Annotated in this window: 15 protein-coding genes; 6 read left to right on the top strand and 9 right to left on the bottom strand. The window is 57.0% G+C overall.

The features are described from left to right. Positions 1 to 74 precede the first annotated feature (74 nt). Positions 75 to 1,070, bottom strand: coding sequence for a LacI family DNA-binding transcriptional regulator (locus EV102420_RS17630; protein ID WP_042394504.1), 996 nt, complete (start codon positions 1,068 to 1,070; stop codon positions 75 to 77). 20 nt (positions 1,071 to 1,090) lie between these two features. Continuing rightward, a complete protein-coding gene (locus EV102420_RS17625) occupies positions 1,091 to 1,639 on the bottom strand; it encodes a helix-turn-helix domain-containing protein (protein ID WP_042394501.1) in 549 nt (182 codons plus the stop codon). A gap of 115 nt (positions 1,640 to 1,754) precedes the next feature. On the opposite strand from EV102420_RS17625, the gene EV102420_RS17620 reads away from it, so the two are divergent. Further along, positions 1,755 to 2,414, top strand: coding sequence for an AzlC family ABC transporter permease (locus EV102420_RS17620; protein ID WP_042394498.1), 660 nt, complete (start codon positions 1,755 to 1,757; stop codon positions 2,412 to 2,414). After that, positions 2,414 to 2,737 carry an AzlD domain-containing protein gene (locus EV102420_RS17615; protein WP_042394496.1) on the top strand — a complete coding sequence of 108 codons (324 nt, stop codon included), beginning with the start codon at positions 2,414 to 2,416 and terminating at the stop codon, positions 2,735 to 2,737. The genes EV102420_RS17620 and EV102420_RS17615 overlap by 1 nt, the downstream gene beginning before the upstream one ends. A gap of 38 nt (positions 2,738 to 2,775) precedes the next feature. Here EV102420_RS17615 and EV102420_RS17610 read toward each other — a convergent pair whose 3' ends face one another. Together EV102420_RS17610 and fdhD are read right to left on the bottom strand one after the other, a co-directional pair. Beyond that, positions 2,776 to 2,988, bottom strand: a complete 213-nt coding sequence (locus tag EV102420_RS17610; RefSeq protein ID WP_042394493.1) for a YdgH/BhsA/McbA family protein — start codon at positions 2,986 to 2,988, stop codon at positions 2,776 to 2,778. A 128-nt stretch (positions 2,989 to 3,116) separates the two neighbouring features. Next, positions 3,117 to 3,941, bottom strand: coding sequence for a formate dehydrogenase accessory sulfurtransferase FdhD (gene fdhD / locus EV102420_RS17605; protein ID WP_042394490.1), 825 nt, complete (start codon positions 3,939 to 3,941; stop codon positions 3,117 to 3,119). A 190-nt stretch (positions 3,942 to 4,131) separates the two neighbouring features. Between fdhD and fdnG the strand changes: the two genes are divergently transcribed. The 4 genes from fdnG to fdhE are packed head-to-tail and all read left to right on the top strand — an operon-like array spanning position 4,132 to position 9,658. Further along, positions 4,132 to 7,182, top strand: coding sequence for a formate dehydrogenase-N subunit alpha (gene fdnG / locus EV102420_RS17595; protein WP_106403955.1), 3,051 nt, complete (start codon positions 4,132 to 4,134; stop codon positions 7,180 to 7,182). 12 nt (positions 7,183 to 7,194) lie between these two features. Beyond that, positions 7,195 to 8,100 carry a formate dehydrogenase subunit beta gene (gene fdxH, locus EV102420_RS17590; RefSeq protein ID WP_042394482.1) on the top strand — a complete coding sequence of 302 codons (906 nt, stop codon included), beginning with the start codon at positions 7,195 to 7,197 and terminating at the stop codon, positions 8,098 to 8,100. Next, the gene (gene fdoI / locus EV102420_RS17585) at positions 8,097 to 8,732 is read left to right on the top strand and encodes a formate dehydrogenase cytochrome b556 subunit (protein ID WP_042394479.1); all 636 of its coding nucleotides are present in this window, start codon (positions 8,097 to 8,099) and stop codon (positions 8,730 to 8,732) included. The genes fdxH and fdoI overlap by 4 nt, the downstream gene beginning before the upstream one ends. Beyond that, complete coding sequence (gene fdhE, locus EV102420_RS17580; RefSeq protein WP_042394476.1) at positions 8,729 to 9,658, top strand: formate dehydrogenase accessory protein FdhE; 930 nt, start codon at positions 8,729 to 8,731, stop codon at positions 9,656 to 9,658. The genes fdoI and fdhE overlap by 4 nt, the downstream gene beginning before the upstream one ends. A 61-nt stretch (positions 9,659 to 9,719) precedes the next feature. On the opposite strand, the gene fabY is transcribed toward fdhE, so the two are convergent. The 5 genes from fabY to typA all read right to left on the bottom strand — a co-directional run bounded on the left by fabY (position 9,720) and on the right by typA (position 14,584). Next, on the bottom strand, positions 9,720 to 10,661 hold the full coding sequence (gene fabY / locus EV102420_RS17575) for a fatty acid biosynthesis protein FabY (RefSeq protein WP_042394473.1): 942 nt from the start codon (positions 10,659 to 10,661) through the stop codon (positions 9,720 to 9,722). 44 nt (positions 10,662 to 10,705) lie between these two features. Next, positions 10,706 to 11,143, bottom strand: a complete 438-nt coding sequence (gene dtd, locus EV102420_RS17570) for a D-aminoacyl-tRNA deacylase (RefSeq protein WP_042394470.1) — start codon at positions 11,141 to 11,143, stop codon at positions 10,706 to 10,708. Beyond that, complete coding sequence (locus tag EV102420_RS17565; RefSeq protein ID WP_042394467.1) at positions 11,140 to 12,012, bottom strand: virulence factor BrkB family protein; 873 nt, start codon at positions 12,010 to 12,012, stop codon at positions 11,140 to 11,142. Before EV102420_RS17565 ends, dtd begins: the two co-directional genes overlap by 4 nt. Continuing rightward, entirely contained in the window at positions 12,006 to 12,605 is a 600-nt protein-coding gene (yihX, locus tag EV102420_RS17560) for a glucose-1-phosphatase (RefSeq protein ID WP_042394466.1), read from the bottom strand. The genes EV102420_RS17565 and yihX overlap by 7 nt, the downstream gene beginning before the upstream one ends. Before the next feature lie 155 nt (positions 12,606 to 12,760). Next, entirely contained in the window at positions 12,761 to 14,584 is a 1,824-nt protein-coding gene (gene typA / locus EV102420_RS17555; protein WP_042394464.1) for a ribosome-dependent GTPase TypA, read from the bottom strand. Positions 14,585 to 14,629: the final 45 nt, after the last annotated feature.

Genomic DNA, 14,629 nt, shown 5'->3' with positions numbered 1-14,629 from the left:
GTGTTGATCCGAAACGTTTCGGATACAAACCAAAACGTTTCGGATTTGTGATCGGGTTTAGAGTTTCAGGAGATTTACGCCGTCTGTCCGGCAGAAAAGCCAGGCTGCCACAGCACCTGAAGCTGGGCGATATCCTCGCCGTTAATTAACCGCAGCACCATCTCGGCGATCTGTTTGCCGACGCCCTGACGGGTAGCCTGGATCACCGCCGCCACGTCGACATCCACGATGCTGTCCTGCGGCAGACCGTCGTAAACCACCAGCGAAACGGCGTTATCACCGATTAATCGACCAAGCTGGGACAGGGCCATCGCCACCCCATCGCCGTGGGTATTACAGTCGGTCAGGATTGCCGTTGGCGGTGAGGCCAGCGAGAGCAGCTCCTGCGTCGTGGTATAGCCCGCTCGCCGTGAAGGCGGCATGGTGCGCAGCCATTCGCTGGACAGCCCCGCCTCGGCCAGGGCATCAAGGTAGCCCTGGCGGCGCTGGATGATAAAAGCCTGGGAATTGCTTTCGCCAAGCAGGGCAATACGCTGATGGCCCTTATCAATCAGCCAGCGTGTAGCGTGATACATCCCGGCATAGTTGTCGAAGTCAAACCATGCATACGGCTGCGGCAGCTGGCTGCGGCCCAGCGCCAGGAAAGGGAAACCGATAGTCTGGAGCTGCTCCAGACGCGGATCGCGATCGAGCGTATGGGCAACGATCAGCGCATCCACCCGGCGGCTTTGCACCATGCGCATATAGCTGTGCTTATCAGCCAGATCGTCGTCGGCAATGAGCAGCAAATCAATCTCATGCCGCGCAAGCTCGTGGCTAATTTCGCCAACCATCTCCATAAATACGCTGTTATTGAGCGGAACAGGATGCACCGGGAAAACCAGCCCAACGGCGTCGATTTTGCCCATCTTCAGACGGCGGGCAAAGGTATTCGGACGATAGCCACGGCGCTGTGCTTCCGCTTCAACCCGGGCGCGCGTCTCTTTGGAGACATCATCATACCCGTTGAGCGCACGGCTAACGGTGGTAACGGACAGCCCCAGTTCTTTGGCAATAGCTTTAAGCGACATGTTTTTCCGTGTCTTACTGTTTAATTTTGTTCCGCAACCAGAAGCGCATGCGTATCCGGCTCAAGCGCTTTAAAGATATGCGGCCGATCGGCGGGATAGCAGATGTAATCCCCTTCCCCCAGCTCTTCCGGCGCGTCGATCAGCCCCACGAGCGCCCGACCCTGGGTCACAATGATGTGCTCCACCGATCCCGGCGGATGGGGCTGGGAGATGCGATCTGCACCCGGCTGGGTCAGCAGTAGATAGATATCACGCCGCGCGCCTGGGGGACAGGCGGCCAGTAAAATTGCTTCATAGTTTGCCTGGCCAGCAATTACCTTTGTTCCCTCTCCCCGGCGGATCACCTGCGTAGCGGGCTGCTGCGGCTCCAGCAGACGGGCGAAAGGAATATCCAGCGCTACGCACAGCGACCAGAGCGTCTCCAGGCTCGGGTTGCCGTTGCCTGACTCTAGCTGAGAGAGCGTGGATTTAGCGATCCCGGCCCGACGGGCAATTTCCGCCAGTGAAAGTCCGGTTCGCAGACGTTCTCGCACTAAACTTTTAGCGATCACGCTAATTGGCTGCGTCATATAACGACCCTTGATCTATAAATCGAACGAATCGTTCGTCTTGTAAAACGATCTTGATGCGTTCATTATAATGGATATTCGTTCGATATAGCTAAACCAATACGGTTAAAACAGTATGAAACATCATCTCTCTTGTCTGAAAGGCGACACGATAAAGGCAATCGTTCTGGTCTGCCTGGCGGTAGGTATTGTCGGCATGTCCTACGGCTCGCTGGCTATCGCATACGGTTTCCCGATCTGGGTTCCCTTTATACTCTCTATTACCGTACTGGCGGGCGCGTCTGAATTTATGTTCATCGGCATTGTTGCCAGCGGCGGTAATCCCCTGGCGGCCGCAGCCGCTGGGCTACTGGTTAACGCCCGCCACGTGCCGTTTGGCGTGACGGTACGCGACCTGGTCGGCAAGCGCGGTGCCAGCCTGCTCGGCTGCCACATCATGAATGACGAAAGCGTGGTGTTTGGCCTGTCGCAGAAAACGCCTGAACAGCGTAAAGCGGCCTACTGGCTGTGCGGATTAGGGGTGGCGATTATCTGGCCGCTCGGCGCGCTGCTGGGTGCGGTGGTGGGTAAACTGCTGCCCGATCCGGAGACCATCGGTCTGGATGCGGTCTTTCCGGCTATTTTGCTGGCGTTAGTAGTACCGGCTTTTAAAAATCGCACCACGCTTATCCGCGCCTGCAGCGGCGCGGTGCTGTCACTTGCCGCCGTTCCCTTTGCACCGGTGGGTTTACCGGTCCTGCTCTCTCTGCTCGGCCTGGCCGCAAGGAAAAAATAGTGGAAAACATGACGGTATTTATTCTCGGCATCGTCCTGTTATCCGCAGGAACCTATTTAATGCGCCTCGGCGGCGCCAAACTCGGTAGCCGACTGGCTCTTTCTGAGCGTTCACAGGCACTGCTTTCCGATGCGGCCACCGTGCTGCTGTTTTCCGTGGCGCTGGCCACCACCTTTTACGAAGGGGATCATTTTGCCGGTATGGCGCGGGTGATCGGCGTCGCCTTTGCCGTATTCCTGGCCTGGCGCAAGATGCCGTTAATTGTGGTGATCGTGGCAGCGGCGGTAGTGACTGCGCTACTGCGGCTGGCGGGCGTGGCATAAAAAAAGCGCCCGTAGGCGCTCTTTCGACAATGGAGATGTTATTTAGTCAGCTCAGCGGTCATGTGTACATAGTTACCTGAGTAAGCCTGGGTAATTTTGTAAGATGAGGCACCAGCCTGCTCGGCCTGAGCGGCGATTTTTGCTTCTGCGCCGGAGAGTGTGGTGTCAGTCGCGGAGACGGACTGGGCAGCAAAAGAACCGAAGGAAGCGGCAAGAGCGATAACTGCAACAAAAGTTTTGATGTTTTTCATGATGGTTACCCTTTAATTAAGTTGTTTGTATAAGGCGTGTCGCCTTGATGTGATAAATAATAGACCGGTTAATCACCAACTAAAAGTAAAGGGATTTGCTGACTAAATTCAAAATTTTTGAATAAATATCACGCACCCACTAAACGCTGGGGGTGGGTATAGATCGTTGCCCTACCCGGCTTGCAAAAGCCCACCAGCGTCAGGTTGCAGCGCTCGGCAACCTCCACCGCCAGCGTCGTTGCCGCCGACACCGCAAACAGAATTTCCACGCCGCACATGGCCGACTTCTGCACCATCTCATAGCTTGCCCGGCTGGAGACCAGCGCCGCACCCTGCTGCCAGCCTGCGCCTTCCCGGGCGCGATGGCCCAGCAGCTTATCCAGCGCCACGTGCCTGCCCACATCCTCGTGCCCGCCAATCAGCTCGCCCTCGGGCGCGATCCACGCTGCGGCATGGGTGCAGCCGGTGAGCTGGCCGACCGGCTGAACGCTGCTCAGCTGGCGCAGCGCCCGATCCAGGTTCGCCAGATTGAACGTCTGGGTAAAAGGCAGCGGGGCCACCGGCTTGCCAATATCGTTAAGCTGCTCCACGCCACAGACGCCACAGCCGGTACGGCCCGCCAGCGCCCGACGTCGCTCTTTCAGTCCCATAAAGCGGCGGCTGGAGAGCTCAATCTGCACCTCCAGACCGTTACAGGAGGGCACAACGTCCATCCCGTAGATCTCCGCCGGGGCGTCGATGATGCCCTCCGAAAGCGAAAACCCTATCGCGAACTCGGGGAGATCCTTCGGCGAGGCCATCATCACCACGTGTGAAATCCCGTTGTAGACCAGCGCGACGGGCACCTCTTCCGCCAGGCTGTCCGGCTGAGGATGCTGTAGATCATCACGTTTCCAGAGCGTCACCTGGCGGCACCCTATGATATCGGTCGACTTTTTAGGAGTAGAGAGCATTTTATTGTTCACTTTTTGTTAACTGAATGGGAACAGGCCTGGCGACATTGTGGTATTCTGGCGGCAATTCCTCCAGAGCGAGGAGGACCATCCTATTCTGAACCTTTACGGCCATGCCCGCAAAGCGTAAAGACTCGAGATCACCATTCGAGACAATGTCGATAAAATAAAAAAAGTAAGGAGCGACCCCATGCAGGTCAGCAGAAGGCAGTTCTTTAAGATCTGCGCTGGCGGTATGGCAGGTACAACGGCAGCCGCACTGGGCTTTGCACCCAGCGTCGCGCTGGCGGAAACACGGCAGTATAAGCTGCTGCGCACCCGCGAAACACGTAACACCTGTACGTACTGCTCCGTTGGCTGCGGGCTATTAATGTATAGCCTTGGCGACGGTGCAAAGAATGCCAAATCATCCATCTTCCATATTGAAGGGGATCCGGATCACCCGGTGAACCGCGGTGCGCTGTGTCCAAAAGGGGCCGGTCTGGTGGACTTTATCCACTCCGAAAGCCGCCTGAAATATCCGGAATACCGTGCGCCAGGTTCTGACAAATGGCAGCGTATCAGTTGGGATGAGGCGTTCGATCGCATCGCCAAACTGATGAAAGAAGACCGCGACGCAAACTATATCGCGCAGAATGAGCAGGGCGTGACCGTTAACCGCTGGCTCTCTACCGGTATGCTGTGCGCCTCCGCGGCCAGCAATGAAACCGGCTATTTATCACAGAAATTTACTCGCGCACTCGGCATGTTAGCCGTCGATAACCAGGCGCGTGTCTGACACGGACCAACGGTAGCAAGTCTTGCTCCAACATTTGGTCGCGGTGCGATGACCAACCACTGGGTCGACATGAAGAACGCCAACCTCATCGTCGTGATGGGTGGGAACGCGGCAGAAGCGCATCCGGTGGGTTTCCGCTGGGCGATGGAAGCCAAGATCCACAATGGCGCGAAGCTGATTGTCGTCGATCCACGCTTTACGCGAACCGCCTCGGTCGCGGATTTCTATGCGCCTATTCGTTCCGGTACTGACATCGCTTTCCTGTCAGGCGTCATGCTGTACCTGTTGAATAACGAAAAATATAACCGTGAATACACCGAAGCCTATACCAACGCCAGCCTGATCGTGCGGGAAGATTTCGGCTTTGATGACGGTCTGTTTACCGGCTATGACCCGGATAAGCGCAAGTATGACAAAGCCAGCTGGAACTACGAGCTGGATGAAAACGGCTTTGCGAAACGCGACATGACGTTGACGCATCCTCGCTGCGTATGGAACCTGCTGAAAAAGCATCTGGCTCGCTATACGCCTGAGGTGGTGGAAAACATCTGCGGTACGCCAAAAGCCGACTTCCTGAAGGTCTGCGAATACATCGCCGAAACCAGCGCCCACGATAAGACCGCGTCGTTCCTCTACGCGCTCGGCTGGACGCAGCACTCGGTAGGTGCGCAGAACATTCGTACCATGGCGATGATCCAGCTGCTGCTCGGCAACATGGGCATGGCAGGCGGCGGCGTTAACGCCCTGCGCGGCCACTCCAACATTCAGGGTCTGACCGACCTGGGCCTGCTGACCCAGAGTCTGCCGGGCTACATGACGCTGCCGAACGATAAGCAGAACGATCTGGAAACCTACTTTGCCGGCAACACCACCAAGCCGCTACTGGAAGGCCAGGTTAACTACTGGAGCAACTACCCGAAATTCTTCGTGTCGATGATGAAAGCCTTCTATGGCGACAAAGCGACGGCGGAGAACAACTGGGGCTTTGACTGGCTGCCGAAGTGGGATAAAGGCTACGACGTCCTGCAGTATTTCGACATGATGGCGAAAAACGAGGTGACGGGCTACATCTGCCAGGGCTTTAACCCGGTGGCATCGTTCCCGAACAAAAACAAGGTTGTCTCGTCGCTGTCGAAGCTGAAGTTCCTGGTCACCATCGATCCGCTCTCAACCGAGACCTCGACCTTCTGGCAGAACCACGGTGAGCAGAACGACGTGGATTCATCGAAAATCCAGACCGAAGTGTTCCGTCTGCCATCAACCTGCTTTGCGGAAGAGGACGGCTCCATCGTCAACTCCGGGCGCTGGTTGCAGTGGCACTGGAAAGGTCAGGACGCGCCGGGCGAAGCGCTGAACGACGGTGAGATCCTGGCGGGTATCTTCCTGCGCCTGCGTAAGATGTACGCGGCCGAGGGCGGTGCGAACCCGGAACAGGTTCTGAACATGTCCTGGAACTACACCACGCCAGAGAACCCTTCCCCGCAGGAAGTGGCGATGGAGAGCAACGGCAAAGCGCTGGAAGATATCATCGACCCGGCGAGCGGCAAGGTGCTGGCGAAGAAGGGCGATCAGCTCTCCTCCTTTGCCCATCTGCGCGATGACGGTACCACCTCCAGCGGCTGCTGGATCTTTGCCGGTAGCTGGACGCCGGACGGTAACCAGATGGCGCGCCGCGACAACGCCGATCCATCAGGGCTGGGGAATACCCTCGGCTGGGCATGGGCGTGGCCGTTGAACCGCCGCATCCTCTATAACCGCGCCTCGGCGGACCCGCAGGGTAAACCGTGGGATCCGAAACGCCAGCTGCTCTCCTATGCCAATGGTAAATGGGTAGGGGCAGATATTCCGGACTACAACACTGCGCCTCCGGGCAGCAACGTTGGGCCGTTTATCATGCTGCAAGAGGGCGTCGGACGTCTGTTCGCGATCGATAAGATGGCGGAGGGGCCGTTCCCGGAGCACTACGAGCCGTTTGAGACGCCGCTGGGGACCAACCCGCTGCATCCGAATGTGATCTCTAACCCGGCCGCTCGCGTGTTCAAAGATGATATGGACGCGATGGGTAAAGCGGATAAGTTCCCGTACGTCGGCACCACTTACCGCCTGACCGAGCATTTCCACTACTGGACCAAGCATGCGCTGTTGAACTCGATTGCGCAGCCGGAGCAGTTTGTGGAGATCGGCGAGAAGCTGGCGGGCAAGCTGGGCATTGCTCAGGGCGATACGGTGAAGGTCTCCTCTAACCGCGGCTATATCAAGGCCAAAGCGGTGGTGACCAAGCGTATCCGCACCCTGAATGTGCACGGCCAGGAAGTCGATACCATCGGGATACCTATCCACTGGGGTTATGAAGGCGTGGCGAAGAAGGGCTTTATTGCCAATACGCTGACGCCGGTTGTTGGTGATGCGAACACGCAGACGCCGGAGTTCAAGGCGTTCCTCGTGAACGTGGAAAAGGTGTAACGGAGACGACCTATGGCTTATCAATCGCAAGACATTATTCGTCGTTCCGCGACTAACAGCTTTACCCCCGCGCCTCAGGCGCGGGATCACCAGCTCGAAGTGGCGAAGCTCATCGACGTGACCACCTGCATCGGCTGTAAGGCCTGTCAGGTGGCCTGTTCAGAGTGGAACGACATCCGTGATGACGTGGGTCATAACGTCGGGGTCTATGATAACCCGGCGGATCTGACGGCCAAATCCTGGACGGTAATGCGCTTCTCGGAAGTCGAGCAGAACGACAAACTGGAGTGGCTGATCCGTAAGGATGGCTGCATGCACTGTGCCGATCCTGGCTGTCTGAAGGCCTGCCCGTCTGAAGGGGCGATCATTCAGTACGCTAACGGCATCGTCGACTTCCAGTCTGAGCAGTGCATCGGCTGCGGCTACTGCATCGCTGGCTGTCCGTTCGACGTCCCGCGCCTGAACCCGGAAGATAACCGCGTCTACAAATGCACCCTGTGCGTGGATCGCGTGACCGTCGGCCAGGAGCCTGCCTGCGTGAAGACCTGTCCAACCGGCGCTATCCACTTTGGTTCCAAAGAGGATATGAAAGCGCTGGCGGGCGATCGCGTCGCGGAGCTGAAAACACGTGGTTACGATAACGCGGGCCTGTACGATCCGGCTGGCGTTGGCGGTACACACGTGATGTACGTGCTGCACCACGCCGACAAGCCGACTCTCTATCACGGCCTGCCGGAAAACCCGGAAATCAGTGCCACCGTGAAGTTCTGGAAAGGTATCTGGAAACCGCTCGCCGCCGTCGGCTTTGCGGCGACCTTTGCCGCCAGCGTCTTCCACTACGTGGGCGTGGGTCCAAACCGCGCTGACGATGACGAAGACAATCTTCACGACAAAAAAGATGATGAGGTGCGCAAATGAGAAAACGTGACACCATCGTGCGCTACACCGCGCCGGAACGCATCAACCACTGGGTCACCGCCTTCTGCTTCGTGCTGGCGTCGGTGAGCGGGCTGGGGTTTTTCTTCCCCTCCTTTAACTGGTTGATGAATATTCTCGGCACGCCGCAGCTGGCGCGGATCCTCCACCCCTTCGTTGGGGTGGTGATGTTTGCCTCGTTTATCATCATGTTTTTCCGCTACTGGCACCACAACCTGATCAACCGGGACGATATCTTCTGGGCGAAAAACATCCAGAAAATCATCGTTAACGAAGAGGTCGGCGACACCGGGCGCTATAACTTTGGCCAGAAGTGCGTCTTCTGGGCAGCGATTATTCTGCTGGTGCTGCTGCTGGTCAGCGGGATTATCATGTGGCGTCCGTGGCTCGCGCCTTACTTCTCCATCCCAACCATCCGCCTGGCGATCATGCTGCATTCATTTGCCGCGGTCGGGTTAATTGTGGTTATTATGGTGCATATCTACGCCGCCCTCTGGGTAAAAGGCACGATTACCGCCATGGTAGAAGGATGGGTAACGAAAACCTGGGCGGAGCGACATCACCCGCGCTGGTATCGTGAAGTCCGGAGCAAATCGGAAAAAGAGGCTGAATGAGTATTCGCATAATCCCGCAAGATGCGTTGGAGAAAGGCGAGAAACGTGCGGCGGAAGCCATTCCGCCGTTACTGTTTCCCAGGCTGAAAAATCTCTACAACCGTCGAGCAGAACGCCTGCGCTCGCTGGCCGAGAGCAACCCGCTGGGTGACTTCCTGCGCTTTGCCGCGCTGGTGGCCCATGCCCAGGAGGTGGTGCTGTACGATCATCCATTAACCATGGATTTGACCGCACGCATTAAAGAGGCTGCCGAACAGGGTAAGCCGCCGCTGGATATTCACGTCCTGCCACGCGACACCCACTGGCATAAGCTGCTGCACTCTCTGATTGCCGAGCTGAAACCAGAGATGAGCGGCCAGGCGCTGGCGGTGATCGAGAATCTGGAGAAGGCCTCGACTCAGGAGCTGGAAGAGATGGCGAGCGCCCTGTTCGCCAGCGACTTCGCGGCGGTGAGCAGCGATAAATCGCCGTTCATCTGGGCGGCGCTGTCGCTCTACTGGGCGCAGATGGCCAGCCTGATCCCGGGTAAAGCCCGCGCCGAGTATGGCGAGCAGCGTCAGTTCTGTCCGGTCTGCGGCTCAATGCCGGTCTCCAGCATCGTGCAGATTGGTACCTCTCAGGGGCTGCGCTATCTGCACTGCAACCTGTGTGAGACCGAGTGGCACGTGGTGCGCGTGAAGTGCAGCAACTGCGAGCAAACCCGCGATCTGCACTACTGGTCGCTGGATAACGAGCAGGCTTCGGTCAAAGCAGAGAGCTGCGGCGATTGCGGTACCTACCTGAAGATTTTGTATCAGGAAAAAGACCCGAACGTGGAGCCGGTGGCCGACGACCTGGCGTCGCTGGTGCTGGATGCCCGCATGGAGCAGGAGGGCTTCGCCCGTAGCTCTATCAACCCGTTCCTGTTCCCGGGTGAAGGGGAGTAACCCCTGTAACACTGCCGGGCGGCGCTACGCTTGCCCGGCCTACACCTGGACGCCCCTTTCGCTACTCCTCCTCGTTACCGCCCTCTTCGTATGAACCGAAAGGTTTCGCTGGCAGCACGATAAAGATACCTTCAAAGATAGCCCCGGCGACGTCGTTGCCGAACAGCTCGACCTGCAATTGGACGCGGGCTTTACGACCGCGCGCCAGACGGTCGAGATCGCCGCTGAGAGAGCCCAGATCGGCAATCGCGCTGGGCCGACCGGTGATGGGATGGCTGTAGCGGATATGGGCGTCAGCGAGAATAATCGTGCCGCCGAGATGACGCTCACGCAGCATCAGCCAGATCAGCCCCCAGCCGGTCAGCGTGGCGAGGGAGAACAGACTGCCGGCAAACAGCGTATTGTGCGGATTCTGATTACCCGTCTCCGGCATGGTGGTAATAAACTTCTGGCCGGTGTACTGCTGAATACGCACGCCCATCTTCTCGCTGAGCGGAATATGCTGATACCAGGCCTGCTGTAGCTGCCCGCACCAGTCGCCGCGATGTAGAATATCGTCCAGCGAGGCGATGGGTTTCATCATCAGAAAGTGGCGCAGCGGCGTGGTTTGCGGGGCGGTGATCTCACCTTCATTGACAAACCCCAGCTTGGCGAAAAACTCCACGGCGTCCTCGCGGGCGCTACAGGTGACCCGCTTAACTCCCTCCTGACGTGCGACCGACTCCAGGGTCATCGCCATCAGCGTGCCTAACCCTTTATCCTGCACCTCAGGGTGTACGGCCATAAAGCGAATCGAGCCTTCGCTGTCGGCATTGATATAGAGCCGGCCAACGGCGACCAGCTGGCCCTCTTCATCCAGCACCATCTGATGATGCGCCATCGCATCCCAGGCATCACGCTCGGAGCCGCGCGGCTGATGAAGGGGCTTACGCAGCATTTCCCAACGAAACGCGTAGTAGCGCTCTAATTCTGCTTCGGTTTGCGGTACGCGAAGATGATACATAGCAGCACTCTCTCTTGTGACCTGGGGCCAGGCTAGCTGTTGGCTCATACTTGCAGCCAGAAGGTAACCGGACCGTCATTAACTAGCGAAACCTGCATATCGGCAGCGAACTGCCCAGTTTGCGTAACGATCTCCTGCTGGCGGCAGCGCTCGACAAAATAGTCATACAGCGCTTCGGCGCGATCCGGGGCTGCGCCCCGAGAGAAACTCGGACGCATGCCGCGCTCGGTATCCGCTGCCAGCGTAAACTGCGATACCACCAGCACGCTGCCACCGGCCTGCTGAACGTTGAGGTTCATCTTGCCGTCGGCATCGCTGAAGATACGGTAGCCTAATACTCGTTCGCAAAGACGGTTCGCTTTTTGCTCATCGTCCTCTTTTTCGACACCTAACAGCACCAAAAGTCCTGGGCCAATTTCACCCGTCACGTTACCTTCCACGGTCACGCTGGCACGGGAAACACGCTGAATTAATGCAATCATGGTTGGTCTAATGTCTCTTGCTCTGCGGCTAATTTGAGTTTGCGGTACTCCCCGAGAGTGACAGTTATTTCCGCGCCAAGCAAGACGATACACCAGGTCCAGTAGACCCAGACAAAGAGAATGGGTACCACCGCCAGCACGCCGTAGATGAGCTGGTAGGAGGGAAACATGGTGATATAGAGCGCGAACGCCTTTTTTCCCAGCTCAAAGAGCAGCGCAGCCACCAGCGCGCCAATGACGGCATCGCGGTTCGGCACCTGAGTGGTCGGCACGATGCTGTAGAGCAGCCAGAACGAGAGCCACGAAAGGATCAGCGGAAAGATACGCAGGACGTGATCGATCATGCTATCCAACTCGGTGGCCCAGCGCAGCGAGAGCAGATAGGAGCTAATTGCCAGGCTTGCCCCCGCCAGCAGCGGCCCCAGAGTGAGGATCATCCAGTAGACGGCAAACGAGTAAACCTTGGGTCGCGCCCGCTTGCTGCGCCAGATGGTATTCAGCGCACTATCAATGGCATACATCAGTAGCAGCGCGGTGACAATCAGACCGCACGCCCCTACCGCCGTCATTTTGCTGGAGTTAGCGACAAACTGCTCGATATAGCGCTGAATGATATCGCCGGTCGACGGCAGGAAATTGGCAAAAACAAAGTGCCGCAGCTGCATGCTGACGTCGTTAAACATTGGAAACGCAGCGAAAAGCGCAAAGATCACCGCCACCAGCGGCACTAACGACAGCAGCGAAACATAGGCGAGATTACCCGCCAGCGTCGTCATATTGTCTTCGTCGATGCGCTGCCAGAGCAGTTTGAGCCACGCCCGCAGCGGGCGAGTATGGTGGCTGGCTTTATGATGAACGGTTTTTAGCATAGTTGTTTTGCAAAGTAGTTCGGTATCGTCTCTTTTCCGGTCACCAGAATTGATGTAATACCCAACTGGTTAGCTCCCTCTATATTATCGGCGTTATCGTCAAAAAAGACCGCATCCTCGGCGGAGTAACCCTCTTCCTGCAACAGCGCCTGGTAGATGCGCGCCTCTGGCTTGCGCATCCCCATCTCCTGCGAGAGGTAGATTTTATCCGCTGCGGCGCGCACCTCGGGATACTGCTCCGGCCAGAAGGTGGTGTGCAGACGGTTAGTGTTAGAGAGCACCACCACGCGGTGTCCCTGCGCACGCAGCTTGTGCATGATCTCAATCACCTCCGGCCGCAGGCCAACAAACACTGCCTGCCAGCCGTGGGAGAACTGCTCATAGCTCAGCGGCAGCGACATCTCCAGACACAGCGCGTCGGCAAAATCTTCATCCGACAGCTCGCCGCGCTCGTGGCGGTGAAACGCCTCGCCCATGGTAAAGCTCTGCTTTAGCGTCGCCAGCGGGATCCGGCTGAGATCGCTCCATGCGCCCAGCACGCGATTAAAGTCGATATCAACAATCACGTTACCTAAATCAAAGATATAGAGCATTTTTCTCTCCTTGCTTGCCGTGGAGAGTTAACTGTAGCGGGAAATCCAGATGGTGAATAGCTGCTCTGCCACAGATTCCGGCAGGAGAGGTTTGCATGAAAGCATAAAAAAAGCCGCTGAATATCAGCGGCTTTTATCGTCATGCGAAAAACAGATTACGCGTCGCGAGGACCACGCATCGCACGTTTACGGTCGTTCTCGGTCAGGTGACGTTTACGGATACGGACAGAGGTCGGGGTGACTTCTACCAGTTCGTCGTCATCGATGAACTCCAGCGCCTGCTCCAGGGACATCTTGATCGGCGGAACCAGAACCGTTGCTTCGTCGGTACCCGACGCACGCATGTTGGTCAGTTTCTTACCGGTCAGGCAGTTCACGGTCAGGTCGTTAGAACGGCTGTGAATACCAATGATCTGGCCTTCATACACTTCAGCACCGTGACCCAGGAAGAGCTTACCGCGATCCTGCAGGCTGAACAGTGCGAACGCGACTGCTTTGCCCTGGCCGTTAGAGATCAGCACGCCGTTGTTACGCTGGCCGATTTCGCCCGGACGCACGTCGTCGTAGTGGCTGAAGGTGGAGTACAGCAGACCAGTACCGGAGGTCATGGTCATGAACTCGGTACGGAAGCCGATCAAACCACGTGCCGGGATCAGGTAGTCCAGACGAATACGGCCTTTGCCGTCAGGGATCATGTCTTTGACATCGCCCTTACGCTCGCCCATTGCCTGCATAACCGAGCCCTGATGCTGCTCTTCGATATCCAGGGTCACGTTCTCGAACGGCTCTTGCAGACGACCGTCGATCATACGGTTGATAACTTTCGGACGGGACACAGCCAGTTCGAAGCCTTCACGACGCATGTTTTCGATCAGAACTGACAGGTGCAGCTCGCCACGACCAGATACGCGGAATGCGTCCGCATCTTCAGTCTCTTCTACGCGCAGCGCCACGTTGTGCACCAGCTCTTTGTTCAGACGGTCAAGGATCTGACGCGAGGTCACAAACTTACCTTCTTTACCGCAGAACGGTGAGGTGTTGACGTTGAAGAACATGGTTACGGTCGGCTCATCCACGGAGAGTGCCGGCAGCGCTTCGACGTTTTGCGGATCGCAAAGGGTGTCGGAGATGTTCAGCTCGCCCAGACCGGTGATCGCGATGATATCGCCCGCTTCAGCTTCGGTGGATTCAATACGCTCCAGACCGAGGTGAGTCAGTACTTTACCCACTTTACCGTTGCGAGTTTTACCTTCGCTATCGATCAGAGTGATCTGCTGGTTCGGCTTCACCTTACCGCGCTTGATACGACCGATGCCGATAACGCCAACATAGTTGTTGTAGTCCAGCTGAGAGATCTGCATCTGGAACGGACCATCAAGGTCAACGTTCGGTGCCGGAACGTGGTCAACGATCGCCTGATACAGCGGGGTCATATCTTCCGCCATGTCAGTGTGGTCGTTACCCGCGATACCCATCAGTGCAGATGCATAGATGATCGGGAAGTCCAGCTGCTCGTCGGTGGCGTCGAGGTTGACGAACAGATCGAAGACCTGATCCACAACCCAGTCAGGACGCGCGCCCGGACGGTCAACCTTGTTGATAACGACAATTGGCTTCAGGCCGTGCGCAAACGCTTTTTTAGTTACAAAGCGGGTCTGCGGCATTGGGCCGTCCATAGCATCGACCACCAGCAGTACGGAGTCTACCATGGACATGACACGTTCAACTTCACCACCGAAGTCGGCGTGACCCGGGGTATCAACGATGTTGATACGGTAGTCATTCCATTTAATAGCGGTGTTTTTCGCGAGGATGGTAATCCCACGCTCTTTCTCCAAATCGTTGGAGTCCATCACGCGTTCGGTAGTCTCAGCACGCTCGCTGAAGGTACCAGACTGCTGCAGCAGCTTGTCAACCAGGGTCGTTTTACCATGGTCAACGTGCGCAATGATGGCGATGTTACGCAAATTTTCGATCACAACTTTGCCTCAGGCATTAGAAATAGCGCGTTATTGTACACGTAT

Origin of the sequence: Pseudescherichia vulneris NBRC 102420 (genome assembly GCF_000759795.1) — a bacterium.
Taxonomy (GTDB): Bacteria; Pseudomonadota; Gammaproteobacteria; order Enterobacterales; family Enterobacteriaceae; genus Pseudescherichia; species Pseudescherichia vulneris.
Note: the sequence above shows the minus strand (reverse complement) of the source record. Positions and strands in the feature narration are given on the sequence as shown.

Bases quoted from the DNA above. Each gene is read 5' to 3' on its own strand.
- fabY (WP_042394473.1), bottom strand. From the start codon at position 10,661: ATGTATCATCTTCGCGTACCGCAAACCGAAGCAGAATTAGAGCGCTAC.
- fdhE (WP_042394476.1), top strand. From the start codon at position 8,729: ATGAGTATTCGCATAATCCCGCAAGATGCGTTGGAGAAAGGCGAGAAA.
- EV102420_RS17630 (WP_042394504.1), bottom strand. From the start codon at position 1,070: ATGTCGCTTAAAGCTATTGCCAAAGAACTGGGGCTGTCCGTTACCACC.
- dtd (WP_042394470.1), bottom strand. From the start codon at position 11,143: ATGATTGCATTAATTCAGCGTGTTTCCCGTGCCAGCGTGACCGTGGAA.
- fdhD (WP_042394490.1), bottom strand. From the start codon at position 3,941: ATGCTCTCTACTCCTAAAAAGTCGACCGATATCATAGGGTGCCGCCAG.
- yihX (WP_042394466.1), bottom strand. From the start codon at position 12,605: ATGCTCTATATCTTTGATTTAGGTAACGTGATTGTTGATATCGACTTT.
- fdoI (WP_042394479.1), top strand. From the start codon at position 8,097: ATGAGAAAACGTGACACCATCGTGCGCTACACCGCGCCGGAACGCATC.
- EV102420_RS17620 (WP_042394498.1), top strand. From the start codon at position 1,755: ATGAAACATCATCTCTCTTGTCTGAAAGGCGACACGATAAAGGCAATC.
- EV102420_RS17625 (WP_042394501.1), bottom strand. From the start codon at position 1,639: ATGACGCAGCCAATTAGCGTGATCGCTAAAAGTTTAGTGCGAGAACGT.
- fdxH (WP_042394482.1), top strand. From the start codon at position 7,195: ATGGCTTATCAATCGCAAGACATTATTCGTCGTTCCGCGACTAACAGC.
- EV102420_RS17565 (WP_042394467.1), bottom strand. From the start codon at position 12,012: ATGCTAAAAACCGTTCATCATAAAGCCAGCCACCATACTCGCCCGCTG.
- EV102420_RS17610 (WP_042394493.1), bottom strand. From the start codon at position 2,988: ATGAAAAACATCAAAACTTTTGTTGCAGTTATCGCTCTTGCCGCTTCC.